General features: G+C 72.3%; 23 protein-coding genes. 8 read left to right on the plus strand and 15 right to left on the minus strand.

Annotation, left to right across the window (positions count from 1 at the left end; genetic code table 11):
* The first annotated feature begins 109 nt into the window (after nucleotides 1-109).
* Complete coding sequence (gene narJ, locus D1369_RS06820; RefSeq protein ID WP_037901976.1) at nucleotides 110-577, plus strand: nitrate reductase molybdenum cofactor assembly chaperone; 468 nt, start codon at nucleotides 110-112, stop codon at nucleotides 575-577.
* A gap of 24 nt (nucleotides 578-601) precedes the next feature.
* Here the strand turns inward: narJ and dnaK are convergent, their stop codons facing one another.
* The 8 genes from dnaK to D1369_RS06860 form a co-directional block, all read right to left on the minus strand.
* On the minus strand, nucleotides 602-2,461 hold the full coding sequence (gene dnaK / locus D1369_RS06825; RefSeq protein WP_007385891.1) for a molecular chaperone DnaK: 1,860 nt from the start codon (nucleotides 2,459-2,461) through the stop codon (nucleotides 602-604).
* A 109-nt stretch (nucleotides 2,462-2,570) separates the two neighbouring features.
* Nucleotides 2,571-3,329 carry a glycerophosphodiester phosphodiesterase family protein gene (locus D1369_RS06830; protein WP_118082333.1) on the minus strand — a complete coding sequence of 253 codons (759 nt, stop codon included), beginning with the start codon at nucleotides 3,327-3,329 and terminating at the stop codon, nucleotides 2,571-2,573.
* Nucleotides 3,330-3,336: 7 nt separating this feature from the next.
* Nucleotides 3,337-4,680 (minus strand): hypothetical protein, encoded by a 1,344-nt coding sequence (locus tag D1369_RS06835; protein ID WP_007385890.1) that lies wholly within the window; start codon nucleotides 4,678-4,680, stop codon nucleotides 3,337-3,339.
* 93 nt (nucleotides 4,681-4,773) lie between these two features.
* Nucleotides 4,774-5,202 (minus strand): OsmC family protein, encoded by a 429-nt coding sequence (locus D1369_RS06840; RefSeq protein ID WP_007385889.1) that lies wholly within the window; start codon nucleotides 5,200-5,202, stop codon nucleotides 4,774-4,776.
* A gap of 64 nt (nucleotides 5,203-5,266) precedes the next feature.
* Nucleotides 5,267-7,060, minus strand: coding sequence for a hypothetical protein (locus D1369_RS06845; RefSeq protein ID WP_118082334.1), 1,794 nt, complete (start codon nucleotides 7,058-7,060; stop codon nucleotides 5,267-5,269).
* Complete coding sequence (locus D1369_RS06850; protein ID WP_007385886.1) at nucleotides 7,057-8,118, minus strand: MoxR family ATPase; 1,062 nt, start codon at nucleotides 8,116-8,118, stop codon at nucleotides 7,057-7,059. Before D1369_RS06850 ends, D1369_RS06845 begins: the two co-directional genes overlap by 4 nt.
* Before the next feature lie 178 nt (nucleotides 8,119-8,296).
* Nucleotides 8,297-10,381 carry a phage holin family protein gene (locus D1369_RS06855; RefSeq protein ID WP_007385885.1) on the minus strand — a complete coding sequence of 695 codons (2,085 nt, stop codon included), beginning with the start codon at nucleotides 10,379-10,381 and terminating at the stop codon, nucleotides 8,297-8,299.
* Nucleotides 10,382-10,445: 64 nt separating this feature from the next.
* A complete protein-coding gene (locus D1369_RS06860) occupies nucleotides 10,446-10,847 on the minus strand; it encodes a hypothetical protein (protein WP_007385884.1) in 402 nt (133 codons plus the stop codon).
* A gap of 83 nt (nucleotides 10,848-10,930) precedes the next feature.
* On the opposite strand from D1369_RS06860, the gene D1369_RS06865 reads away from it, so the two are divergent.
* A complete protein-coding gene (locus D1369_RS06865) occupies nucleotides 10,931-11,704 on the plus strand; it encodes an MBL fold metallo-hydrolase (RefSeq protein ID WP_118082335.1) in 774 nt (257 codons plus the stop codon).
* The gene (locus D1369_RS06870; RefSeq protein ID WP_007385882.1) at nucleotides 11,701-12,315 is read left to right on the plus strand and encodes a VTT domain-containing protein; all 615 of its coding nucleotides are present in this window, start codon (nucleotides 11,701-11,703) and stop codon (nucleotides 12,313-12,315) included. Before D1369_RS06865 ends, D1369_RS06870 begins: the two co-directional genes overlap by 4 nt.
* On the opposite strand, the gene D1369_RS06875 is transcribed toward D1369_RS06870, so the two are convergent.
* The 5 genes from D1369_RS06875 to D1369_RS42825 all read right to left on the minus strand — a co-directional run bounded on the left by D1369_RS06875 (nucleotide 12,312) and on the right by D1369_RS42825 (nucleotide 16,954).
* Nucleotides 12,312-13,367, minus strand: coding sequence for an MBL fold metallo-hydrolase (locus tag D1369_RS06875; RefSeq protein ID WP_037903864.1), 1,056 nt, complete (start codon nucleotides 13,365-13,367; stop codon nucleotides 12,312-12,314). The genes D1369_RS06870 and D1369_RS06875 overlap by 4 nt on opposite strands.
* Nucleotides 13,364-14,608: an aminotransferase class I/II-fold pyridoxal phosphate-dependent enzyme gene (locus D1369_RS06880; protein ID WP_118082336.1), complete on the minus strand. Its 1,245-nt coding sequence runs from the start codon at nucleotides 14,606-14,608 to the stop codon at nucleotides 13,364-13,366. Before D1369_RS06880 ends, D1369_RS06875 begins: the two co-directional genes overlap by 4 nt.
* Nucleotides 14,609-14,764: 156 nt before the next feature.
* Nucleotides 14,765-15,457, minus strand: coding sequence for a hypothetical protein (locus D1369_RS06885; RefSeq protein WP_118082337.1), 693 nt, complete (start codon nucleotides 15,455-15,457; stop codon nucleotides 14,765-14,767).
* A gap of 201 nt (nucleotides 15,458-15,658) precedes the next feature.
* Nucleotides 15,659-16,456 carry an RNA polymerase sigma factor SigF gene (locus D1369_RS06890; protein WP_007385880.1) on the minus strand — a complete coding sequence of 266 codons (798 nt, stop codon included), beginning with the start codon at nucleotides 16,454-16,456 and terminating at the stop codon, nucleotides 15,659-15,661.
* 324 nt (nucleotides 16,457-16,780) lie between these two features.
* Nucleotides 16,781-16,954 (minus strand): hypothetical protein, encoded by a 174-nt coding sequence (locus D1369_RS42825; RefSeq protein WP_162951068.1) that lies wholly within the window; start codon nucleotides 16,952-16,954, stop codon nucleotides 16,781-16,783.
* A 129-nt stretch (nucleotides 16,955-17,083) separates the two neighbouring features.
* Here D1369_RS42825 and D1369_RS06900 point away from each other — a divergent pair, with 129 nt between their 5' ends.
* The 4 genes from D1369_RS06900 to D1369_RS06915 are packed head-to-tail and all read left to right on the plus strand — an operon-like array spanning nucleotide 17,084 to nucleotide 20,578.
* Nucleotides 17,084-17,470, plus strand: coding sequence for a DUF2795 domain-containing protein (locus tag D1369_RS06900; RefSeq protein WP_037901963.1), 387 nt, complete (start codon nucleotides 17,084-17,086; stop codon nucleotides 17,468-17,470).
* On the plus strand, nucleotides 17,467-17,901 hold the full coding sequence (locus D1369_RS06905) for a CBS domain-containing protein (RefSeq protein WP_007385877.1): 435 nt from the start codon (nucleotides 17,467-17,469) through the stop codon (nucleotides 17,899-17,901). The genes D1369_RS06900 and D1369_RS06905 overlap by 4 nt, the downstream gene beginning before the upstream one ends.
* A gap of 35 nt (nucleotides 17,902-17,936) precedes the next feature.
* Entirely contained in the window at nucleotides 17,937-18,479 is a 543-nt protein-coding gene (locus D1369_RS06910; protein WP_007385876.1) for a type 1 glutamine amidotransferase domain-containing protein, read from the plus strand.
* Nucleotides 18,479-20,578 (plus strand): catalase, encoded by a 2,100-nt coding sequence (locus D1369_RS06915; protein ID WP_037901959.1) that lies wholly within the window; start codon nucleotides 18,479-18,481, stop codon nucleotides 20,576-20,578. Before D1369_RS06910 ends, D1369_RS06915 begins: the two co-directional genes overlap by 1 nt.
* A gap of 86 nt (nucleotides 20,579-20,664) precedes the next feature.
* Here D1369_RS06915 and D1369_RS06920 read toward each other — a convergent pair whose 3' ends face one another.
* Complete coding sequence (locus D1369_RS06920) at nucleotides 20,665-20,946, minus strand: DUF6158 family protein (protein WP_037901957.1); 282 nt, start codon at nucleotides 20,944-20,946, stop codon at nucleotides 20,665-20,667.
* A gap of 65 nt (nucleotides 20,947-21,011) precedes the next feature.
* Between D1369_RS06920 and D1369_RS06925 the strand changes: the two genes are divergently transcribed.
* Nucleotides 21,012-22,115 (plus strand): Vms1/Ankzf1 family peptidyl-tRNA hydrolase, encoded by a 1,104-nt coding sequence (locus D1369_RS06925; protein WP_007385873.1) that lies wholly within the window; start codon nucleotides 21,012-21,014, stop codon nucleotides 22,113-22,115.
* A 30-nt stretch (nucleotides 22,116-22,145) separates the two neighbouring features.
* Here the strand turns inward: D1369_RS06925 and D1369_RS06930 are convergent, their stop codons facing one another.
* A complete protein-coding gene (locus D1369_RS06930) occupies nucleotides 22,146-23,768 on the minus strand; it encodes an ATP-binding cassette domain-containing protein (protein WP_007385872.1) in 1,623 nt (540 codons plus the stop codon).
* Nucleotides 23,769-23,951: the final 183 nt, after the last annotated feature.

The raw sequence follows: 23,951 nt of genomic DNA on the forward strand, positions 1-23,951 counted from the left end.
ACGGGTGCCGTGAACGGGTGCGCTCCCGCGCCTCGCCCTAGGTTCGAAGCGAGCCGCGGGCCGGCGGAGGCAGCGCACGTGACCGACACGACGACGCGGAGGAGGTCTGATGCCCTCGGACGCAGTGCTGTACCAGGCGGCGGCGCTCTGCCTGACGTATCCCGACGACGACTTCCGCGCGCGGCTGCCGCTGCTGCGCGAGGCGGCCCCGCAGCTGCGGGAGTTCGTCGACCACGCGGCGGTGACGCCCGCGCAGGAGCTGGCGGCGCACTACGTGCGGGTCTTCGACGCCACGGACCGGCACAGTCTGCATCTGAGCCGGTGGCAGGACGGGGACACCCGGCAGCTTGGGATGTCCCTGGTCCGCTTCCAGGAGGTCTACCGGGCCGCCGGTCTGGAGCTCACCGGCGAGGAGCTGCCCGACTTCCTCCCTGCCGTGCTGGAGCTCGCGGCCCGCACCGGGGACCTCGGCCTGCTCACCGGGCACCGCGACGGTCTGGAGCACCTGCGCTCCCGGCTCACCGACTTCGGCACGCCGTACGCGACGGTCCTGGACGCCGTGTGCGCCACGCTGTGAGACGGAGGTCGGCCTGACGGAGCGTCAGGCGGCCCCGCCCTTCTGGTCCTTGTCGTCGTCCACGATCTCCGCGTCGACCACACCCTCCTCCTCCTGCCGCGAGGAGCCCGGTTCGTCATGCGGAGGCTGCTGCTGGGCCTGGGCGTACATCGCCTGGCCCATCTTCTGGCTGACGGAGGCGAGCTTCTCGACGCCGCCCCGGAGGGTGTCGGTGTCGGCGTCCTCCTCCAGGAGCCGCTTCAGTTCGGAGACCGCCGACTCGACCTCCGCCTTCGTCTCCTCAGGAACCTTGTCGCCGTTCTCGCGGACGAACTTCTCGGTCTGGTAGACGAGTTGCTCGGCCTGGTTGCGGGTCTCGGCGGCCTCGCGGCGGTTGCGGTCCTCCTCGGCGTACTGCTCGGCCTCCCGCATCATGCGGTCGATGTCGTCCTTCGGGAGCGCCGAGCCGCCCGTCACCGTCATCTTCTGCTCGCGCCCGGTCGCGAGGTCCTTCGCCGAGACGTGCATGATCCCGTTCGCGTCGATGTCGAACGCCACCTCGATCTGGGGAACACCGCGCGGAGCCGGCGGCAGGCCCGTGAGGTCGAAGACACCGAGCTTCTTGTTGTACGCGGCGATCTCGCGCTCGCCCTGGTAGACCTGGATGCCCACCGAGGGCTGGTTGTCGGTGGCCGTCGTGAAGATCTCCGAACGGCGGGTGGGGATCGTGGTGTTGCGTTCGATGAGCTTCGTCATGATGCCGCCCTTGGTCTCGATCCCCAGGGACAGCGGCGTCACGTCGAGCAGCAGCACGTCCTTCACGTCGCCGCGGATGACACCCGCCTGGAGCGCCGCCCCGACCGCCACGACCTCGTCGGGGTTGACCCCCTTGTGCGGGTCCTTGCCCGTGAGCTCCTTGACCAGGTCGGTCACCGCGGGCATCCGCGTCGAGCCGCCGACGAGGATCACGTGGTCCACCGCGGAGAGCTTGATGCCCGCGTCCTTGACCGCCTGGTGGAAGGGCGTCTTGCAGCGGTCGAGCAGATCCGCGGTGAGCTCCTGGAACTGCGCGCGGGTCAGCTTCTCGTCGAGGTGCAGGGGTCCTTCGGCGGAGGCGGTGATGTAGGGCAGGTTGATCGTGGTCTCGGAGGACGACGACAGCTCGATCTTCGCCTTCTCGGCCCCCTCGCGCAGCCGCTGCAGCGCCATCTTGTCGTTGCCGAGGTCGATGCCGTACTGCCCCTTGAAGCGTTTGACCAGGTGCTCCACGATCCGGTGATCCCAGTCGTCGCCGCCCAGATGCGTGTCGCCGTTGGTCGCCTTGACCTCGATGACGCCGTCGCCGATCTCCAGCAGGGACACGTCGAAGGTGCCGCCGCCCAGGTCGAAGACCAGGACCGTCTGCTCCTCGCCCCGGTCGAGGCCGTACGCCAGCGCCGCCGCCGTGGGCTCGTTGATGATCCTCAGCACCTTGAGGCCGGCGATCTCCCCGGCCTCCTTGGTGGCCTGGCGCTGGGTGTCGTCGAAGTAGGCGGGCACCGTGATCACGGCGTCGGTGACGTCCTCGCCGAGATAGGACTCGGCGTCCCGCTTCAGCTTCTGCAGGACCCGCGCCGACAGCTCCTGCGCCCGGTACCGGGTGCCGTCGATGTCGCCCTGGTCCGGGAAGCGCCAGCTCCCGTCGCCCATGTGCCGCTTCACGGAGCGCGCGGTGCGCTCGACGTTCGTCACGGCCTGCCGCTTGGCGACCTCGCCCACCAGCACCTCGCCGTTCTTGGCGAAGGCCACGACCGACGGTGTGGTCCTGGCCCCTTCCGCGTTGGCGACAACCGTGGGTTCACCGCCCTCCAGTACGGCCACCACCGAGTTCGTGGTCCCGAGATCGATCCCGACCGCACGTCCCATCGCTGTCCCCTTCCACCAGGAGTGTCGCCACGGAGTTCCGCCAGGGAGCCTTCCCGCACTCCAGCACAAAACTTGAGTGCGCTCTTGTCAATGGTGCGGACGGCCCTGCTCAGTGGGACGAGTACCCCGGCGAACGCACCTCGTGCGGTTCCCCGCGCAGCGCGACGGCCCGCCTCGGCCGGTCGGTGATCAGGACGTCCACCCGGGGGTGGCCGAGGAAGGCCCGCATCAGGGTGTCGTCGTTGACCGTCCAGACCATGGTGAACAGGTCGTGGCGGGACGCCTCCCGGAGCACGTTGGCGCGGGCCAGCCGCTGGTGCACGGCCACCCCGCTCGCACCGCAGGCGCGCACCCGGCGCATCGGCAGGAGCTCGCTGAGCCGGACCCCGGCCAGCCGGGAGCGGGCGATCTCCTTGCCGTCCCGCCCCAGCGACAGCGCGGTGCGCACCCTCGGGAAGGCCCGCGTGACGGCCGCGACGGAACGGTCCTCCAGGGTGGTGGCGACGAAGCCGTCCTCACCGAGCAGGGCCACCGCCCGGTCGATCAGCTCGCGCTCGTAGCCGGTCTCCTTCAGGTCCAGGTGGCCCACCATCCGCCCCGCGATCAGGGACATGACGTCGTCGACGACCGGCACGGGATGTCCGGCGCGCTCGCTGAGCTCGGCATACGGGATCCCGGCCAGCGGCGGCCCGTCCGGCCCCACCCGGGCGTCGTGGTGGACGACGAGGACCCCGTCCGCCGTACGCCGGATGTCGAACTCGACGTACTCCGCCCCGGACCGGAGCGCGTCCTCGTAGGCCTCCCAGGTCGCGGCGGCGGCACGCTCGGATCCGCCCCGGTGGGCGCAGACGGCGGGACGGTGTGGCATACGGCGGTCAGCTTCCGGACGGTGGGCGCTGGGCGGGGACCGGGGTGGCCGGGGCGAGAAGGGAGCCGGAGCGTCTGCCGCTGCGGATGATCCGGACGTATCCGATCACGGCGAGCACCAGGAAAGGAACCCAGGCCAGGAGGTACGCCGGGAGGTACCGCGCGTCGAAGATGGAGCGGTGGGAGTTCACGGTCGTGGCGTTGGCACCGAAGAACGCGAGCAGCAACGTCGGCGGCAGGGCGATCAGGGTGGCGATCGCGACCAGCACGGACACCGTACGGTCCCGGCGGTCGTCGCGCTCCGAGAGCTCCGCGTCCAGGGCCGCCGAGCGGGCACTGATCACCGAGGTCAGCCGCTCCACCATGCGAGCGGAGTTGTCCAGGCTGTCGCGGATGCCGAGCGCGTCCCGCAGAGAGGACTGGAAGGCCTCCATGACCATCTCCGGGATCAGCAGGCTGTCGACGTACGCCTCCACCCCGAAGGCCAGGTCGAGCTGGAGCTCGTTGACGCCCGCGGACAGCTGTGAGATCAGCGAGCGGATCTCGTACGGGGAGCTCGCCGAGGCCTGTTCGTTCGCTCGCATCGTCTCGAAGGCGGCCAGTCGCGTGCGCTGGAGGACGGCGAGCGCCGAGACCATGCCGATGGCGACCAGGGTCAGACCGTTCTCCACGTGCTCGGCCCAGCCGGTGTGGACGGAGACACCGCGGCCGTGCGCGGAGAGCGTGGTGCCGTGGTTCCTGAGGTTGGGCGGTTCCGAGGTGGCCATCCGGCCGCGGTACACGATCTCGTTCAGCACGAGCGACTGCCGGGCCGCGTCGACGCCGAGCAGCTCCTCGCGCAGCTCTCCGCCGGGGAACACGAGTTGGTGGACGTTCTGGCCGAAGGCGAGAGGCTCCCGGAGTGCGAGCCACTGTCCCAGGACGTCCAGCAGCGGCCGGTCGCCGAGCATGATCAGGTCCCGGTCGAAGCAGGTGTCGGCGAGCCACGCGGAGAGGGCGTTCGGTTCTGTCCGGCCGGCGAACTCGCAGTCCAGGCTCAGGGTGATGTCACCGCGCGGGGTGGCGAGAACGGCGAACTCGGCCGACGCCAGGGCGAGTCCGTGGTGGCCGTGGGGCAGCCGCAGCTCCCCGGGCGCCACGTCCTGCACGAGCACCGGCACGGGAAGCACCGCCTCGCTCGACTTCAGGTGCAGGGCGAAGCGGCCGAACTCGAACCGGTCGACGAGGCTGCCGAGCGAGGGCTCTCGCGGGTCCAGGGCGCCGCTGAGGCTGAACAGCGCCAGAACACGGGTGGATCGGCGGGTCCCGGAGTCGAGCTCCGCCGTGCCGCCGGCCGTTGTCCCTGAAATCATCGCGTCCTTCCCACGCCCTGGTTTTCCTCCCCGAGTCCGTCAGCGCGCAGACCGCACCGGACGAGCGGCCTGCGCGAGACGGTGCCTTCGGGTTCAGGCCAGCTTCGCGTCCAGCGTGATCGGTACGGCCTTCAGGGCCTGGCTGACGGGGCAGTTGGCCTTGGCGTCGGTGGCGGCGGCGAGGAAGCCGTCCTCGTCGAGGCCCGGCACGGTGCCCTCGACGGTGAGGTGGATGCCGGTGATGCCCTCACCCGGCTGGAAGGAGACGTCGGCCGAGGTGACGAGCTTGGTGGGCGGGGTGCCCGCGCCGTCCAGGGCGTGCGACAGCGCCATCGAGAAGCAGCTGGAGTGCGCGGCGGCGATCAGCTCCTCGGGGCTGGTCTTGCCGTTGGCGTCCTGGGAGCGCGAGGCCCACGTGACCGGCTGTGCCTCGATGGCACCGGAGGAGTCGAAGTTGACGACACCGCTCCCCTCGAGGAGGTTGCCTTCCCAGACGGTGTGTGCGGAGCGCGTGGTAGCCACGGTCAGTCCTTTCGTGTGGTCCCGCTGACGGGGGTGTACGGGAACCATCCGATCACACTACGGCTCAGCTCACGCGGAAGACCGGCCCACGTGCGGTGAACGGCAGCCTGGCCCCCTGCGGGATCAGATAGGCGTGCTCGCGGCGCACCCGCAGCACGTCGCACCAGCCGTCGGTGATCACCAGCACGGGTGCGCTCGCGGGGAAGCCGTCGGCGCGGTGCAGGAGGTCGATGCCGGGCTGCAGGACGGTGCCGCCTCGGCCGTGCACCCGGACCCGCTCGGCGATCTCGGTCACCGGCAGGTAGCCGGCGTCGTGCGGGGCCGCGTCGCAGAACACGACCCGGGCGGCGGGGACGTCCCGGGCCTCGGCGTACGAGGCGATGGCGCCCAGTGCCTTGCCGAGCAGGGTGCGGCTCATCGAGCCGGAGGTGTCCAGGACCACGCCGAAGGTGCAGCGGGCGATCTCCTCGGGCGGGAAGTACCGGCCCGCGCGCGGGATGTCGGGGGTGGAGGACTGGCGGCGCGAGGGGCGGGCGTAGGACCGCACGGGCTGCGGGCTGGGCACGAACTCGTCGAACCAGCGGGCGAGTTGCGCGTCCCAGGGCAGCGGCGGATGGCTGAGCGCGCGGATCTCCTCGACCAGACCGCCGGGCAGGAAGCCGCGCTCCTGCCGCTGGTGCAGGTCGAGGCCCTGCGCGAGGCCCCGGCGGTAGAACTCGTCCAGGTCGACGTAGTCGCGGGGCGAGCCGAGCGGACCGCCGAGGATGTCGCCGACGCCCTTGCCGCGCAGCGTGGCCAGCCGGCGCATGCGGCGCAGGTCGCCGGCGATGCGGTCGTAGACCTCCTCGGAGGACAGGCCGGTGAGCTCGGGGTCGTGCAGCAGGCCCTCGGGCATGGTGCCGATCCGCATCTCGTTCAGCCAGCCGTTGATGACGTAGTCGCAGGCGATGTTGAAGAGATAGGGGTCGCGGGTGCCGCAGCGGTCGCCGTGGCGCAGGGCGGCGTGCAGCATCTCGTGGGCGAGGACGAACCGCCACTCCTCGTCGTCGAAGCGGCGCAGCGGGTTGATGTAGATCTCGGCGGCCTCGGCGTTGACGGCGGCGATCGCGATGCCGTGGGCGCGGGCGAGTTCGGCGTCGGCGACCAACTTGATGCCGGCCGCGATGCCGCCGAGCAGCGGATAGGAGGAGACGAACCAGCTCAGGGCCCGCTGCCAGGGGCGCAGCGTGGGAGCCTCGCCGTCGAGGGAGTCGCGGCGGCCGCCCGCCATGTCCATCGCCGCCGACACGGTCCGGGTCAGGGCGGTGGCGAACGCCAGCTGCCAGTCGGGCGGCTGGGACCAGCCCGCCCACCTGAGCAGCAGCTGGTCGGGCTCGGGGCCCGCCGTACCGCAGTGTTCGTAGACGGCGGGGATGCCGTCGCGCCGCCAGCGCGCGGCGAGTTGCTCCTCGTCGCCGTCGGGGTAGGCGGCGGGCAGCTGCTCGGGGGTCCGACCGACGCGGAAGCCGAGCAGGAAGCGGTTGACGACGACACAGCGGGCGGCGAGGTCGAAGCGGTCGGGCTGGGTGCGTTCGCCCTTCACTGCCGGGACGTGTCCGAAGCCGAGGTGGAGGACGGCGTGGGCGAGGGCCCATGCCCAGGCGGCGGGCTCGGCCAGGCGGTCGGGGTGCGCGTGCAGGTCTCCGTCGGAGTCGACGACCACGAGCCCGTCCCGGGGCGCGAACCGGCACTCCTCCCGGCGGCAGACGTCGAACTCGACGGCCGCGAGCGCCGGGTTGGCGCGCATCAGCCGCATCCCCTCGGCGAACGCCTCGCCCGCGAGGTCCCGCTTCTTCTTCTTTTCGGGGCTGCGGCTCACCGCCGCGCCTCCACCAGGCGGGGCATGTCCCGGGCGGCCTCGACGAGGAACCAGGAGGGCAGCACCGGGTTGCCGTCGGCGTCGGAGGCGATGACGGTCTGCGCGACCTCGACGGAGATCTCGGCGAGTTGGACCAGCAGCGACTTGGCGCGGTACGCGGTCTGCCGGCCGTTCGCCGACATGTGCTCCTTGCTGACCGGGAGTTCCTTGACCAGGCGGCCGCGGAAGGACTCGGCGAGGTAGTAGAGCAGGTCGCGGTCCTCCAGCCGGTTGGGCCAGCGAGCGTCGCCCTTGATGATCGCCTCGATGCCGAACCGGCTGCGCACGATCTTGACGTAGCCGCAGAACGCGGTGGCGTGCCGGGGCGTCAGCGTGCCGTGCGCGAGCACCTTCAGGGTCTCCTCGTCGAGGTCCCGGCCGAAGGAGTGCAGCGCGTCGGAGAGCATGTGCCAGGAGCGGGGCGTGGAGAAGGGCTCCTCGGTCTTCGGCGGCTTGGACCACAGGTGGTCGGGCCGGTCGGTGAGGTGGTCGAGGATCCAGGGGTGGATGCCGTTCTCGGCGGCCCAGACCAGCCAGTCCTTCGCGGACGCCTCCAGGTGGACGTGGGTGAGACGGTTGACGAGGGCGGAGGCGATGGGCCGGGCCAGCGCGTTGTCGGTGGCCCGGTTTCCGGCGCCGATGACGATGGACCCCTTGGGGAGTTCGTAGTCCCCGATACGGCGGTCCAGGATCAGCGAGTAGAACGCCTTCTGCACATCCGGCGTGGCCGCGTTCAGCTCGTCCAGGAACAGGCAGTACGGCTCGTCACGGGCGATGGACCGGGGCGGGCAGAACACCGACCGCCCGTCCCGGATCTGCGGCACTCCGATCAGGTCCTCGGGAGCGAGCTGCGTACCGATCAGGCTCACGCACTCCAGTCCCAGCGACGCGGCGAACGCCCTGACGAGGGAGGACTTGCCGATGCCGGGGGCGCCCCAGACAAAGACGGGCCGCACGGTGGCGAGGCCGAGGAGGAGGTCGGGGATCTTGGAGGGCGACACGGTGACGGCAGCCTGCAAAGCGGTGGCTCCAGGGGAGTGTTCGAAAAAGGGCAACTCGAACAGTGTCTGCGTCACGCGAATCAAGCGCAGCTGATTTTCCCAGGGCGACTGGACCCGCCTAGGGGCGCGGGGCTGTATCGAAATGCGGCTCCGCCGCGTGGGCGCGACCAGCCCCCACCGGCCCGCAGACAAGCAACTACGCGGCCTTCTCCTCCCGCTCAGTCACCGGCACTTGAGGACCCCCCGCCTCATCGAGCCACCCCCGCAGCACATCGTGAACCCGCTCCGCCCCGACCAGCCCCTCCGGCGGCGCGGACAGGGCGAGCGGCGACAACAGGAACGGCTTCCCCTGGGCCCCGCCAAGACCACCGTGCGACCCGATCTGCTCCTCGAAGGCCAGCACCTCCCCCTCCGCGGGGTCGTACCAGGAGTTGACCATGATGTCGGCGGTGTGCGGAAAGGAGTGCGTACGCCGTACGACATCCGCCGCGCCGGGCCCGAAGTCGGCCAACGGCCCCGGATTCTCGTCCAGTTGATCCAGCGGGATCTCCGTGCCGAACGGTCCGAGGACCACCCCGCCGTGCTCCTCGCTGCGCACCAGGAGGAAGCCGATGCCGGGATGGTTGGCGAGGGTGGTCAGCAGGGCCGGGTGCCGCGCGTCCAGCTCCTCCTTGGTCATCCGGTGGTGCACGTCGGGGAAGGAGACAAGGCCGAGGTTGCCGGAGGCCAGCACGATCGGCTCGGACCCACGGGCGGGCCGGTACTCCTCGCGCTTCTCCTTGCCCGGCCGACGCAGCGCGGCCCGGACGGCGGCGCGGGCCTCGGCCCCGCTGTGGGTGCGCTCGGCCCTGCGCGGCACGGGCAGCCCGCAGCCCGCCCGGACCAGGTCGCCGAGGGTGAGGCCGTAGCGGGCGCGGAAGGTCTCGCCGGGGCTCTGGCCGTGGTCGGAGAGGACGACGATCCGGTACGGGCGCGGGGCGTGCTCGGCGACGTTCTCGATCAGCGCGAGCGAGCGGTCCAGGCGCTCCAGGACCTTCGCGGCGTCGCGGCTGGTGGGCCCGGAGTGGTGGGCGACCTCGTCGTAGGCGACGAGGTCGGCGTAGACGGCCGTACGGCCCGCGAGCATGTCGCCCATGACGGCGGCGACCACGACATCGCGCTCCACGACGGTCGCGAAGGCCCGGACGAGGGGGTACAGGCCGCCGCGGCCCACCCGGGGGCGCTCCTTGCGGGTCCGGGCCCGGGTCGACTGGCCGATCTCCCGGCCGACCTCGGCGAAGAAGGACAGGGCGGTGCGCACGGCGTTGGCGGGGTCGGAGAAGTAGGCGAAGTAGCCGGCCCGGGAGCGGGTCTCGCGGCTGCGGCGGCGGGTGGCGATGGACAGGACGAGGGCCTGTTCCTCGGCGCCGCCGGAGAAGAGGTTGCCGCGGCTGGCGCCGTCGACGGTGAGCAGTCCGCCGTGTCCCGCCTGCTCCACGGCCCGGTGCTGGAGTTCGACGGCGCTGGTCGGGCGGTTGCAGACCATCACCTCGCCGCGGTCCTTCTCGTACCAGCGGAAGGCGGGGACGTCGTGGTTGCTGCCGTGCAGGATGCCGAGCTGGCTGGCGCCGGTCTGGCTGGACCAGTCGGTGCGCCAGGAGGTGAGCCGGTGGGTGGGGCGCACGGCACGGCCGGGGGTGTCGCTGTGCCCGATCCAGCGGGCGATCGTGGGCATCAGGCCCTTGCCGACGGCGGCCAGCAGGACGTCGTGACCGACTCCGTCGAGCTGGAGGAAGACCGTGCCGGGGGTGGCCGGGCCCAGGGGGCCGCCCCTGCGGCGGCGGTCGGCGAGACGGTACAGGCGGCGCCGGTAGGCCTCGTCGTCGCGCACCGCGAGGGCACCACCGGTGGCGGAGGCGACCGCGGACATCACGGCGGCGACCACGACCGCGGTCTCCGGGGCGGCGTCGCCGCGCTCGGCGGGGTTCAGGCGCAGGGCGAGCAGCAGCAGCGCTCCGTTGAGGAAGAAGACGAGCAGCCCGAGCACGAGGGTCGGGACGAGCAGGAACAGCCGGACGAGCAGCGGCCACACCACGGCCGAGAGCACACCGAAGGCGCCGGCGCCGAAGGCCGCCGTGACCGCGATCCGGGTCGCGCTGTCACCGGTCGGGGACTGGAGCCGGAAGTCCGGCAGGATGCCCGCCAGCACCAGCATCGTCAGGGTGGAGACGGCCCATACCGTGACGCTCCGCCCGACCTGACTGGCCACCCGTCGCCAACGCCGCGCACCCACGCCCCGCACACCTCACGTCCCGGCCCGTCGTCGGTGCGGGCGCTGGGACCAGCGTGTCATACGGGTCGGACAGTCAGCGTCCGTCGTAGCCCGCCGTCGGCATCGACAGCCTGCGGTGCACCCTGGCCTTCATCTGGGCGTCGTAGAGGGGCTCGGCGAAGCCCACCGTCTCGACCCGTACCCCGCGGCGGGCGCACTCGGCGGTGAACTCCTCCACGGAGGACAGGGCGCTCTCCAGGACCCGGCGGCTGGGGGCCACGAAGAGGTCCCGGCCCGCCCGCACCCCGTCCCACAGCACGCAGTGGTCGGCGCGCAGGCCCCGCACCAGCAGTTCCCGCCGCACGGTGTAGCCCCGTTCCGCGGCCCAGCGCGCACACATCGCGTGCTGGCTGCGGGAGTCCACCAGGAAGGGATCGGCGTCGAGTTCCTCCAGCGGCGTCAGACTCGCGATCGCCGTGACACGGACCGCTCCCATGGTGTCCCCCTCACCTCCGGGTTTCGCCGCCGACCCTACTCCAGCCCGTAGGCTTCGGGGAGTCGCGCGAAGGAGGCAAAGAGGTGCCGGTGGAGATCACCTGGTGGGGCCACGCCACCTGCACGGTCACGGATTCGGACGTACGTGTCCTCACCGACCCTCTGTTCGCCCGCCGGCTCGCGCATCTGCGCCGGCGCCGCGGGGCGGTACCCCCGCCCGAGGCCCGGCGCGCGGACGTGGTCCTCGTCTCCCACCTGCACGCCGATCATCTGCACGTTCCCTCGCTCGCGCGGCTGGAGCCGGGCACGCGCCTGCTCGTGCCCCGGGGCGCACCTCGCCAGGTGCCGGGGCTGCGCCGGCTCACCGACCTGCGCGTGGACGAGGTGGTGCCCGGTGACGAGCGACGCGTCGGCGACCTCCTGATACGCGTGGTGCCCGCCTGGCACGACGGGCGGCGCCTGCCGGTCGGCCCGCACCGCTCCCCCGCGCTCGGTTTCGTCGTGGAGGGCTCGGCGCGGACGTACTTCGCCGGGGACACCGGGCTGTTCGACGACATGGCCAAGGAGGTCGGGCCGGTCGACGTGGCACTGTTGCCGGTCGGCGGGTGGGGCCCGTATCTCGGGGAGGGGCACCTCGACGCGGGGCGCGCGGCCGAGGCGCTGGCCCGGCTGGAGCCGCGCAGTGCGGTGCCGGTGCACTACGGGACGTACTGGCCGATCGGGATGGACGCGGTACGGCCGCACGAGTTCCACGCTCCGGGCGCGGAGTTCGTGCGGTTGGCGGCCGAGTTCGCGCCCGGCGTGGACGTGCACCGGCTGGAGCACGGGGAGAGCGTGCGACTGGAGGTCGCACGGTGACGTGGCTCGCAGCCGCCACCACGGGGGCGACGCCCGGGGCCGCCGGACAGGCGATCGGGTATCCGACGTTGTTCCTGCTGGTGTTTCTGGGGGCGCTGGTGCCGGTGGTGCCCACGGGGGCGCTGGTGAGTTCGGCGGCCGTCGTGGCGTTCCATCAGACGGCGCCCCTCTCCCTGCTGTTCGTGTTCGTCACGGCCTCCGCCGCCGCGTTCCTCGGGGACATCGCCCTGTACTGGCTGGGGCGGCGCGGGATGAAGTCGAAGAACGGCTCGCGGTGGCTGGAGGCGCTTCGGTCCCGGGCGCCGGAGGAGCGGCTCTCGCAGGCGCAGGGGAAGCTGGCCGACCACGGGGTGGCCGTCCTCGTGCTGTCCCGGCTGGTGCCGGCGGGGCGGATTCCGGTGATGCTGGCCTGCCTGATGGCCGAGTGGCCCTTGCGGCGCTTCGTCCGGGGGAATCTGCCGGCGTGTCTGGCCTGGGCCGTGACGTATCAGCTGATCGGGATTCTGGGCGGGTCACTGTTCAAGGAGCCCTGGCAGGGGGTGGTCGCGGCGGTCGCGCTGACCATCGCGATCAGCACGGCGCCGACGGTGTGGAAGCGGGTCCGCTCCTAGGGGGTCTCCAGCACCCGTGAGCCTCCGACGGGCAGATCCCACAGGTCCTCCCGGGCCAGCCCCGCCTTCTCCCACGCCTGCCTGACCCTGGTCAGCGGCTCCAGCACCGGCTCCGCCGACAGGACGAACGTCGCCCAGTGCATCGGGGCCATCCTCCTCGCGCCCAGGTCCTGGGCCGCTCGCACGGCCTCTTCCGGGTCGCAGTGGACGTCGCTGAGCCACCAGCGGGGGTCGTAGGCGCCGATGGGCAGCAGGGCGAGGTCGATACCGGGGTAACGCCGGCCGATGCGGGAGAACCAGTGGCCGTAGCCCGTGTCGCCGGCGAAGTAGACGCGCTGCCCGTCCTGGGCGGTGAGGACCCAGCCGCCCCACAGGGTGCGGCAGGTGTCGGTGAGGGAGCGCTTGGACCAGTGGTGGGCGGGGACGAAGTCGAAGCGGACACCGCCCAGTTCGGCCGCCTCCCACCAGTCGAGTTCGGTCACCGCGGTGAAGCGGCGGCGGTGGAACCAGCGGGCCAGGCCGGCCGGGACGAAGACCGGGGTGTCGCGCGGCAGGCGGCGCAGGGTCGGGGCATCCAGGTGGTCGTAGTGGTTGTGGCTGATGACGACCGCGTCGACGCGCGGCAGGGCCTCCCAGTCGATGCCGACCGGGGTGATGCGCGCCGGGGTGCCGAGGATGCGGCGGGACCAGACCGGGTCGGTGAGGACGGTCAGGCCGCCGATCCGCACCACCCAACTCGCGTGTCCCGCCCAGGAGACGGCGACCGTGTCGGCGTCGACGGCGGGCAGCGGGCCGGGTGCGTAGGGCAGCTTCGGGATGTCGGCCAGGCCCTCGGGCCCGGGGCGTACGGCGCCCTCGCGGGCGAAGCGGGCCATGGCCTTCAGACCGGGCAACGGGGCGGTCAGACGGTCGTGGAAGGACTTCGGCCACACTCTGCGCTCCCCGAGCGGGCGGGGGGCGGCGAGCGGTGGGGACGCGGGCGCGAAAGAGGAGGGGGCCGAGGGCTCGTCGGCCACTCGCATGCTGGTGGTCGACTCGAACTGCTGCGTCATCGAGGAGGCTCCCATCGCCGAGCGTCGTCGCGGAGGTCGTCGAAGACCGACTCCAGGGTGGTCAACGCGCGTTGCACGTGTGGCAGTTCCAACGGCGCGGGTGACGTGAGGCATTCCGCGCGTTCCTCGTCGGATCCGCCGAGCAGGGGGCCGGTCGACAGCCGCACGCGCAGCGCGCCGAGGTCGTCGCCGAAGCGGTGGCCGCCGGGCGCCGGCATGCCGAGCCGGGCGGTGAGGAAGTCCTCCAGGTCCTGGGCGTCGCCGACGCCCCGCGCGACGAGCGCGGGCCGCAGGGGGCCGAGGTCGACGTAGAGGTGGCGGCCGGCCCGCGGGGGCCGGCAGAGCGCGCCCGCGCCGACGACCACGGAGTGCGCGGCGGCGGCCACGCGCGCGTGGAGGTGTCCTACGGCGGTGCGGTGGGCGGTGACCGGTTCGGGCTCGGTCAGGGCGTGGGCGGCGGCCGCGGCGACGGGGGCGGCGACGCGGGCGCCGAGGGCGGTCAGGACGTCCAGCACACGCGCGCGAAGGCCGTCGCCGTCGCCGTTCGCCGGGAAGCGGGCGAAGGCGGCCGGCCATCCGGCCGGGAGCAGGCTGCCGGCCAGGTCGGTGACGACGGTGACCCGGTCGGGCAGCATCTCGGCGGGGCTGAGCCAGACCGTCTCGCGCGGGGCGTGCACGGTGTCGCGCCAGGTCTCGTCGCTGACCAGGTGCAGGCCCTCCCCCGCGGCGGCCTCGACGGTCTCGTGCAGCACCTCGGGCGGGGCGACGGTGGCGGTGGGGTCGTCGGCGACGGACAGCACCAGCAGCCGCGGGTCACCGCCCTCGTCGCGCACCCGGCGCACGGTCTCCAGGAGGGCGTACGGATCCGGGATACCGCCGCACTCGGCCGGTGTCGCCACATGGAACACGGGTCTGCCCAACAGGCGTGCGTACGGCGCCCACCAGGCGGCACAGGGGCGGGGCACCAGGACGTCACCGCCGAGCGCGGCGGTGAGGGCGAGCAGCAGGGAGGGGGCGCCGGGGGCGGCGACCACGTGGTCGGGTTCGGCGGGCAGGCCGCGCCGGGCCGTGTAGACGCAGGCGGCCTCCAGGAGCGGGATGCCGCCACCGACCGGTTCGGCGCGGGGGCGGGCGGCCGCGGCGGCGAGGACGGCGGCGAGTTCGGGCAGGACGGGCAGCCCGTCGTCGGGCAGCGGAGGGCCGTAGCGGACGGGGCCGTGGCCCTCCGGGTCGGTCCGCATGGTCACCTCCGTAGGGCGCTGTCCGGTGACTCGTCCGGTCCGCCGTCTCGTTCTCTCGCGCCTGCCGCGCTCCTCGCGCTCCCAGTACCCACGGCGCCGCCGTCCCATGGGCGCGGGCGCGGGTTGCGCCTGTCACACGGACCCGAGGTTTCGATCTCAGGCGTCCGTCGCGGGAGCCTTGCGGCGCAGCCGGTACACGGCGCCCCCGGCGGCGGCCGCGATCAGCAGTCCGCCGGTGACCAGGGCGGGCACGGAGTCGCTGAAGGAGCCGCCCTGACCGGCGTGGACGGGTCTCTGGACGGCGGCGGGGTCGCAGCTCTCGGTGCGCGGCTCGGAGCTCGGCGCGGTGCGCGGCTCGGTCCGCGGCTCGGTGCGCGGCTCGGGACACGGGCGATGGCTGCCTTCGGGGGCGGCGGTACCGCGGTTGACGGTGAAGGTGGCACTCCAGGCCTTGCCCGGTGCGCGGTCCGCGGTCGGGCAGGTGCCGTCGACGGTCCACGCCGAGTCGGGGCCGACACCGCCGGCACCGTCCTGGAGTTCCTGGTCGGCGGAGACGCGCGCGGTGCCGCTGTAGGCGGGGCCGGAAACCTGGTCGTCGTTGCCGGGCACCAGCTGCAACCGTACGGTCTGCGACTCGAAGGCCTCCGAGGTGGCGTCGACGGTGGCGGGCGGTGTCCCGGTGCCGGGATCGCAGGAGACGGACACGGTGACGGTGCCGCCCGGCTGGACACTGCTCGGGCTGACCTCCGCCGCCGGGTCCGCGAAGGCGCTCGGCGCGGCGGCGCCCAGGGTGATCCCGAGCGCGGGGAGGACGAGGGACAGGGCCCGGAGACGGGCGGTGCGGCGCATGGGGTGGACTCCTTCGGCCGACGGCTGCGGGGCCCGTCGTCGGGCGTCGGGGTGTCGACGACGGGACCGAGGGCACGACGGTCGCACCCACAGCCATCACAGCCTGGCCCTCCCCGTCCCGCGCGCGGCCGGAGGCCATTGGCGGGACGGGGAGGGCCGAGTGGGTGACGCCGGGCGCCCGGGAGGTCCGGCGCGCTGCCGTCAGCCGGCCTCGTCCCGCAGGATCTGCTCGCGCATCCGTCCGCAGCAGCGGCTGATCAGCCGGGACACGTGCATCTGGGAGATGCCCAGCTGCTCGGCGATCCGGCTCTGCGTCATGTCGCCGAAGAAACGCATGTAGAGGATGGCGCGCTCCCGCTCGGGGAGAGCGGCCAGCCGGGGCTTGACGGACTCGCGGTCGACGACCGTGTCCAGGGCGGGGTCGAAGGAACCGAGGGCGTCGGCGAGCGAGTAGCCGTCCTCGCTGCCGGGCAGTTCGGCGTCGAGGGAGAGGGCGCTGAAGCTCTCCAGGGCCTCGAGGCCCACCAGGACGTCCTCCTCGCTCATGCTCGCGTGCTCGGCGATCTCGGCGACGGTGGGCCTGCGTCCCGGGATGGTCTGGGCGAGGTCCTGGGAGGCAATGCGGACGCGATTGCGCAGGTCCTGGACCCGGCGCGGCACGTGCAGCGTCCACATGTGGTCGCGGAAGTGGCGCTTGATCTCGCCGGTGATGGTGGGTACGGCGTAGCTCTCGAAGGCGTGGCCGAGGGCGGGGTCGTAGCGGTCGACGGCCTTGACCAGGCCGAGGGCGGCGACCTGGCGCAGGTCGTCGAAGCTCTCGCCGCGGCTGCGGAAGCGTCCGGCGAGCCGGTCGGCCATGGGCAGCCAGGCCTCCACGACCTGTCCGCGCAGGGTGTCGCGCTCGGGTCCCGGGGGCAGTGCGGCGAGCCTGCGGAAGGCTTCGGCCGTGTCGGGGGCGTCGTCGTGCGGGTGGTGCTTCGCGCTCACTGGAGTGGGCATGTGCGTCGCAGCTCCCTAGATGGTGCTCTGGGGTGGACGATCGGCGTGGGGTCCGCGTGCGGACAGATGCGGCCGCGGCGGCCGGTCGCCGCTCCCACGGACGTGCCTCCGGTCCGAAGCACTGTGAGTGCGCCTGCCCCCGGCCCCGCGGGCCAAACCCCGGTGACTCGCCGGGCTGCTGCCTGGGCCTTCCGTGTCGGGGAGGTCAGCCCGATGCGCCCCTGCCGCCGATCCCCCCGCACGCCACCTGGGATCAGCTGGAGGCCACGGCCGCGTCCGTCCTCAAGGGCGACGCCGACCGGGCGTCCACGGTGAAGCAGGGGTTCAGGGCGAAGGTGCAGGAGTTCCTGCCGGGGCGGGAGAAGGAGCAACCGTCGGCAGGACGGCCGGTTCGAGACCGTCGCCCTCCGGCTCCGGGAGCATCAGTTCCTCGTACCGGCCGAGCGCGAGCACCGCGCCGAGCATGAGGATCGGTATGAGCGCGACGAGGACCACCATCGCCATGTCCTTCCCAAGGGAGGTGCGCGGGGGGGTCGGGAACGGGTCTCCCGGCTTCGGTCCGGCAAACCCTGTGTCGGCGTCCGGTCCACGGGTACGCGGTGCGGACCCGAAGATCTGGAGGGAGACATGCAGCGAGGCAGCGACCGGCTGAGCCGCCACCGCGACGACGAGATGAAGCACGAACTCCAGGGTCTGCTCCGTTCCGGGCATCCCACCCGGACCGAGGAGTGGAACGACCCGGAGCCCACCGCCGACGACGATCCGCAGGTCTGGGGCGGCCCCGTGGCGCCGGGCAGCGACGGGGCGTCGCTGGAGTCCGTCCGACTGGAGCTGGCGCGGCTCCTGGGCCGCAGCTCGTTCCCCGCCACTCCCGTGGAGCTGGTGCGGGTGCTGCGCCGCAAGAACGCCCCCGACCCCCTCACCGAGGCGGTGGAGGCACTGCCACGCAAGGAGAGCTACGCCAATGTCCAGGAGCTCGCGCGGGCGCTGACCCGGACGGAGGGCACCCCGTGACGGCGGAGCTCGTCAGGGACGTGATGACACCCGGTGTGGTGGCCGTCCGCCCGGACGCCTCGCTGGTCGAGGCGGCGCGGCTGATGCGCGCGCAGGACATCGGCGATGTCGTCGTGGCCGACGGGCAGCGCGTGGTGGGGCTGCTCACCGACCGGGACATCACGGTCCGGGCCGTCGCCGACGGCGTCGACCCACAGACGGTGAGCGCCCAGTCGGTGTGCACGCCGGATCCGCTGACGGTCGCCCCCGGCGACCCGGTGACGCAGGCGGTCGCGCTGATGCGCACGCACGCCGTACGGCGGCTGCCGGTCGTCGAGGACGGTCTGCCCGTCGGCATGGTGAGCCTCGGGGACATCGCCGAGGCCCGGGACCCGGGTTCCGCGCTGGCCGACATCGTCAGCGCGGATCCGGACGACAGGGGCCTCCTGTGAGGGAAAAGCTTTCCAAGAAAGGACGTTGAGTCATCATGCGTATCGCGTTTCTGACCGCGCCCGAGGGCGTCGAGCAGATCGAGCTCACCGATCCGTGGCAGGCGGCGGTGAACGCGGGGCACGAACCCGTGCTCGTCTCGACGGAGTCCGGCAAGATCCAGGCCTTCAACCATCTCGACAAGGCGGACACCTTCCCCGTGCAGGAGGTCGTGGGCGAGACGTCCGCGGACTCCTTCGGCGGGCTGGTGCTGCCCGGTGGGGTGGCCAACCCGGACTTCCTGCGGATGGACGAGAAGGCCGTGGCGTTCGTGCGGGACTTCTTCACCCAGGGACGCCCGGTGGCCGCAATCTGCCACGCCCCGTGGACCCTCGTGGAGGCGGACGTCGTACGGGGCCGGGTGCTCACCTCCTGGCCGAGTCTGCAGACGGACATCCGCAACGCGGGCGGCACCTGGGTGGACGAGCAGGTGAAGGTCTGCGACCACGGGAACAACAAGCTGGTCACCAGCCGCAAGCCGGACGACCTCAAGGCGTTCTGCGAGACGTTCCTCGACGTGTTCTCCCAGGAGGCCGTCTGATGGAGTCCGCCGACCGGAAGCAGCGCCAGCGCGAGAGCTTCCACGCCGACGACCCGAGCGCCGGGCCGCTCACCACCGACCAGGGCGTCGAGGTGGACCACACCGACGACTCGCTCGCCGCCGGTGAACGCGGTCCCACGCTGATGGAGGACTTCCACTTCCGGGAGAAGCTCACCCGCTTCGACCACGAGCGGATCCCGGAGCGGGTGGTGCACGCGCGGGGCGCGGGCGCGTACGGCTTCTTCGAACCGTACGAGTCCTGCGCCGAGTTCACCCGTGCCGCCTTCCTCCAGGACCCGGCGGTGCGCACACCCGTCTTCGTGCGGTTCTCGACGGTGCAGGGCCCCAAGGGTTCCGCGGACACCGTGCGGGACGTGCGCGGCTTCGCCACCAAGTTCTACACGTCCGAGGGGAACTACGACCTGGTCGGGAACAACTTCCCGGTCTTCTTCATCCAGGACGGCATCAAGTTCCCCGACTTCGTGCACGCGGTGAAGCCGGAGCCGCACAACGACATGCCCACCGGCGCCTCCGCGCACGACAGCCTGTGGGACTTCGTGTCGCTCCAGCCGGAGACCCTGCACGCGATCATGTGGCTGATGTCGGACCGGGCGATCCCGCGCAGTTACCGCATGATGCAGGGCTTCGGTGTGCACACCTTCCGGTTCGTGAACGCGGACGGCAAGGGCACCTTCGTGAAGTTCCACTGGACGCCGAAGCCGGGCTCCCACTCGCTGGTGTGGGACGAGGCGCAGGAGTGCCAGGGCCGCAACCCGGACTTCAACCGGGGCGACCTGTGGGACGCCATCGAGGCCGGCGAGTACCCGGAGTGGGAGCTCGGCGTGCAACTGGTGCCGGAGGAGGACGAGTTCGCGTTCGACTTCGATCTGCTCGACGCCACGAAACTGATCCCCGAGGAGCAGGTGCCGGTGCGGCCGATCGGCCGGATGGTGCTGGACCGCAACCCGGAGAACTTCTTCGCCGAGACCGAGCAGGTCGCCTTCCACACGGCCAACGTCGTGCCGGGGATCGACTTCACCAACGACCCGCTCCTCCAGGCCCGCAACTTCTCCTACCTGGACACCCAGTTGATCCGGCTGGGCGGGCCGAACTTCTCGCAGCTGCCGGTGAACCGGCCGGTGGCGCCGGTGCGCAACAACCAGCGCGACGGCTACCACCAGAGCGCCATCCACCGGGGCACGAACTACTTCCCGAACTCGCTCGGCGGTGGCTGCCCGGCCCACGCCGGGGTCGACGGGAACGCGTTCACGCACTACACGGAACGCGTGGACGGACACAAGATCCGGCGGCGCAGCCCGAGTTTCCAGGACCACTACAGCCAGCCCGCGCTGTTCTGGAACAGCATGGCCGACTGGGAGAAGCAGCACATCGTCGAGGCGTTCCGCTTCGAGCTGGGCAAGGTGGACGCCCGGGCGGTGCGGGCCCGCACGGTCGAGCAGCTCGCGAAGGTGGACGGCGCGTTGGCGGCCCAGGTGGCCCGCGGTGTCGGGGTCCCCGAACCGTCCGGGGGCGAGACGGCGTCCAAGCTCTCCTCCCCCGCGCTCAGCCTGGAGTCGCAGCGCGGGGACGGCTCGATCCGCACCCGGAAGATCGCGGTCCTCGTCACCGACGGGATCGACGCCGAGCAGGTGACCTCGGTGCGGGAGCGGCTGGCCGCCGAGGGCGCGATCGTGGAAGCGCTGGCCCCGGTGGACGGGGAGGTGCGGGGTGCCGACGGTGAGCTGTACACCGTCGACCGCGCGCTGCCGACGGTCGCCTCCGTGCTGTACGACGCCGTCCTGCTGCCCGGCGGACCGGCGGGCACGCCGCCCGCGGCCGCCGACCAGGACGCGATGCGGTTCGTGCGGGACGCCTACCGGCACGGCAAGCCGATCGGCGCGCTCGGCTCGGGCGTCGGCATCCTGTCGTCGCTGGAGCCGGAGGGGCTGCGGCTGTCCACTGAGTTCCACCGCGTGGAGGCCGACCACGGCGTGGTGACGGAGACGTCTCCGGGCCCGGCGGGCGAGGAGTTCCTGGACGCGTTCGTGGCCGCGATCGCCGCGCACCGGCACTGGGACCGGCCACCGACGCGCCACTGAGTCCTTCGGGCATCCCACCGGTGGCCTGCTGATCGCGTGATCGGCAGGTCACCGTCGGCTGTCGGCGTCGGCTGTCGGGGGCCCGGTCAGTCCAGCGCCGGTGTCGCCGACTCCCCCGCCTTGCGCTCCCGCGCGCCCTCACGGGTCCGGCCCGCGGCCACCGTCCGGCGCGGGTTGCGGCGCAGGTACTCGCCCTCGAGGCGGGCCATGCGCTGGTTGTGGGCACTGAGCGCGTCGTTCGAGCCGTGGAGCAGCGTTTCGTGCCGGGTGCGATGGATCGTCTCCAGCTCTTTCATGAGCTGGTGGTCGTCCAACCGGCTGGGGTCGACTCCGGTCATCGTGGTGTCCCGCTCGTCGTGTTCGTTCATGTGCTTCGGGTACCCGCCCCGCACGCATTACCGCACTGCCCCCGAGCGGCATCCGGGAGGGAAACATGGATCTCGCTTTCCTGCATCCACTCTACGAACATCCGGGCCCCTGGGCCTCCGTCTACGTCGACACGTCCCGGCATACGGAGGACACCCCCCACGAACGGCATCTCGCGGCGCTGGCGGCCTCCCGCGAGCTGTCCGTGCAGGGAGCCGACGAGAAGACCTGCGTGGCCGTACGAGAGGCGCTGGAGGAACTGCGGCACTCGTCCGAACCGCACGGCCGGGCCGTCTTCGCCCGGGCCGGCGAAGTCGTCCTGGACCCCCCTCTGACCAGGTCACCCGAGGGCAGCCTGGTCCGCTGGGCCCCGCTGCCGCACACCGCGCCCCTGCTGGAGCTGGCCGGCGAGGACCCGCTGTGCGTGGTGGCGTACGTCGACCGCAAGGGCGCCGACTTCGAACTGCGCGGGGCGCTCGTCCGGCAGGGTGCAGGCACGGTCACCGGCAGGCAGTGGCCCGTCCACCGCACGAGCAGCTCCGACTGGTCGGAGCGGCACTTCCAGCTGCGGGTGGAGAACACCTGGGAGCACAACGCGGCCGAGATCGCCGACGCGCTGGCCGCTTGCCAGGAGGAGACCGGCGCCGACGTGCTGATCCTGGTCGGTGACGAGCGGGAGAAGCGGTCGGTGCACGAGCGGCTGCCCAAGGCGCTGCAGGACCGGGTCGTGGAGGCCGAGCACGGCGCCGGGAGCCGGCTGCTCGACGAGGACGTGGAGCGGGCCCGTGCCGAGTACGTACGGCAGCGCACGGAGCGGGAGCTGGAACGGTTCCTCGCGGCCCGCGCACCGGGCGACGACGGCCGTCCCGGGGCCGTGGAAGGCGTTCCCGCGCTGGTCGAGGCCGCACGTGAGCACCGTATCGACGAGCTCCTGATCCGCCCGGACGGGCCCGACGCGCACCGCGAGGTGTGGGTCGGCGAGGACGCCGACCAGCTGGCGGTCCGCCGTACGGATCTGAAGATCCTCGGTGAACAGAACTCCTGGTCGGCCCGGGCGGACGACGCGCTGATCAGGTCGGCGGTCGCGACGGGCGCTCCGGCGCTCTCGGTGACCCCGGTGGCCGAGGAGGCGCCGGTGGGCGGCCTGGGCGCTCTGCTGCGCTGGGCCTGAGACGCTTCGGACGGGCTCGGTGACCCTCGGTCACCGGGCCCGTTCCACGCGTCGCTCGTCCCACACCGGCTCCGGCGTCTCACGCACCCGCCCGTCCGAGCCGAAGACCAGGAACCGGTCGAAGGACCGCGCGAACCAGCGGTCGTGGGTGACCGCGAGGACCGTGCCGTCGAAGGCCTCCAGGCCCTCCTGGAGGGCCTCGGCGGACTCCAGGTCGAGGTTGTCCGTGGGCTCGTCCAGGAGCAGCGCGGTGACGCCCTGGAGCTCCAGCAGGAGGATCTGGAAGCGGGCCTGCTGGCCGCCGGAGAGCCGGTCGAAGTTCTGCTCGGCCTGGCCGGTCAGTTCGTAGCGGCGCAGCCGGGACATCGCGGCACCGCGGTCCTGGGCGTGCTCCTTCCAGAGGATGTCGAGGAGGGTGCGGCCGAAGAGCTCGGGGTGGGCGTGCGTCTGCGCGAAGTGGCCGGGCACGACCCGCGCGCCCAGCTTCCACTGCCCGGTGTGCGCCACCGTGGCGTCCCCCGCCAGCAGCCGCAGGAAGTGCGACTTGCCGGAGCCGTTGGAGCCGAGGACGGCGACGCGTTCGCCGTAGAAGACCTCCAGGTCGAAGGGCTTCATCAGGCCGGTCAGTTCAAGTCCCGCGCAGGTGACGGCCCTTACGCCGGTGCGGCCGCCCTTGAGCCGCATGGTGATGTCCTGCTCGCGCGGCGGCTCGGGCGGCGGTCCGGCCTCCTCGAACTTGCGCAGCCGGGTCTGGGCCGCCTGGTAGCGCGAGGACAGCTCATGGCTGATGCTGGCCGCCTGGCGGAGGTTGAGCACCAGCTTCTTGAGCTGCGCGTGCTTCTCGTCCCAGCGCCGGCGCAACTCCTCGAAACGGGCGAAGCGTTCGCGCCGCGCCTCGTGATAGGTGGCGAATCCGCCGCCGTGCACCCAGGCGTCCGCACCGGCGGGCGAGGGTTCCACGGAGACGATCTTCTCGGCGGCCCGCGAGAGCAGTTCCCGGTCGTGGGAGACGAACAGGACGGTCTTGCGGGTCTCCTTCAGCCGCTCCTCCAGCCAGCGCTTGCCGGGCACGTCGAGGTAGTTGTCCGGCTCGTCGAGCAGCAGCACCTCGTCCGTGCCGCGCAGCAGCGCCTCCAGCACGAGCCGCTTCTGCTCGCCGCCGGACAGCGTCCGCACCTGCCGGAACTGCGCCTTGTCGTAGGGCACCCCGAGCGCGGCCGTGGTGCACATGTCCCACAGCGTCTCGGACTCGTACCCGCGCACCTCGGCCCAGTCGGACAGGGCCTGCGCGTACTTCAGCTGGGCGGCCTCGTCGTCCACGGTCATGATCAGGTGCTCGGCCCGGTCGACGGCCTGCGCGGCCTCCTGGATCCGGGGCGGCGCGACCGACACGAGCAGGTCCCGTACGGTCGTCTCGTCCCGTACGGACCCCACGAACTGGCGCATCACGCCCAGACCGCCGCTCACGGTGACCGTCCCGCCGTGCGGTTTCAGCTCGCCGGAGATCAGCCGCAGCAGGGTCGTCTTGCCGGCGCCGTTGGGCCCGACGAGGGCCACCACGGCCCCTTCGCCCACCCGGAACGACACATCGCCGAGCAGCGCCCTCCCGTCGGGGAGGTAGTACTCGAGATGCGCGGCTTCCAGATGTCCCATGGGGCGCATTGTCGACGCGCGGACGGGACCAGGGCAAACGCATATCTCCTGCCACCGAGCAAGCACCCCGGGGGCGGGTACCCGGAGAAGCTGCCCGAGGCCCTCACCGTGTACCGGCCGCCGTCCGGGAGCTGATTATCCGTCAGTCCACATGTTAATACTGGGGTCTCACCATGCGACATG

Origin of the sequence: Streptomyces sp. CC0208 (genome assembly GCF_003443735.1) — a bacterium.
GTDB lineage: Bacteria > Actinomycetota > Actinomycetes > Streptomycetales > Streptomycetaceae > Streptomyces > Streptomyces sviceus.

What these genes read in the sequence shown, in the direction of transcription:
- D1369_RS06860 (WP_007385884.1), bottom strand. Translation starts at nt 10,847, where the DNA reads ATGGGAGCGGTCCGTGTCACGGCGATCGCGAGTCTGACGCCGCTGGAG.
- D1369_RS06830 (WP_118082333.1), bottom strand. Translation starts at nt 3,329, where the DNA reads ATGCCACACCGTCCCGCCGTCTGCGCCCACCGGGGCGGATCCGAGCGT.
- D1369_RS06915 (WP_037901959.1), top strand. Translation starts at nt 18,479, where the DNA reads ATGGAGTCCGCCGACCGGAAGCAGCGCCAGCGCGAGAGCTTCCACGCC.
- narJ (WP_037901976.1), top strand. Translation starts at nt 110, where the DNA reads ATGCCCTCGGACGCAGTGCTGTACCAGGCGGCGGCGCTCTGCCTGACG.
- D1369_RS06875 (WP_037903864.1), bottom strand. Translation starts at nt 13,367, where the DNA reads ATGACGCAGCAGTTCGAGTCGACCACCAGCATGCGAGTGGCCGACGAG.
- D1369_RS06930 (WP_007385872.1), bottom strand. Translation starts at nt 23,768, where the DNA reads ATGGGACATCTGGAAGCCGCGCATCTCGAGTACTACCTCCCCGACGGG.
- D1369_RS06885 (WP_118082337.1), bottom strand. Translation starts at nt 15,457, where the DNA reads ATGCGCCGCACCGCCCGTCTCCGGGCCCTGTCCCTCGTCCTCCCCGCG.
- D1369_RS06910 (WP_007385876.1), top strand. Translation starts at nt 17,937, where the DNA reads ATGCGTATCGCGTTTCTGACCGCGCCCGAGGGCGTCGAGCAGATCGAG.
- D1369_RS06880 (WP_118082336.1), bottom strand. Translation starts at nt 14,608, where the DNA reads ATGCGGACCGACCCGGAGGGCCACGGCCCCGTCCGCTACGGCCCTCCG.
- D1369_RS06835 (WP_007385890.1), bottom strand. Translation starts at nt 4,680, where the DNA reads ATGATTTCAGGGACAACGGCCGGCGGCACGGCGGAGCTCGACTCCGGG.
- D1369_RS06900 (WP_037901963.1), top strand. Translation starts at nt 17,084, where the DNA reads ATGCAGCGAGGCAGCGACCGGCTGAGCCGCCACCGCGACGACGAGATG.
- D1369_RS06920 (WP_037901957.1), bottom strand. Translation starts at nt 20,946, where the DNA reads ATGAACGAACACGACGAGCGGGACACCACGATGACCGGAGTCGACCCC.
- D1369_RS06890 (WP_007385880.1), bottom strand. Translation starts at nt 16,456, where the DNA reads ATGCCCACTCCAGTGAGCGCGAAGCACCACCCGCACGACGACGCCCCC.
- D1369_RS42825 (WP_162951068.1), bottom strand. Translation starts at nt 16,954, where the DNA reads ATGGTGGTCCTCGTCGCGCTCATACCGATCCTCATGCTCGGCGCGGTG.
- D1369_RS06925 (WP_007385873.1), top strand. Translation starts at nt 21,012, where the DNA reads ATGGATCTCGCTTTCCTGCATCCACTCTACGAACATCCGGGCCCCTGG.
- dnaK (WP_007385891.1), bottom strand. Translation starts at nt 2,461, where the DNA reads ATGGGACGTGCGGTCGGGATCGATCTCGGGACCACGAACTCGGTGGTG.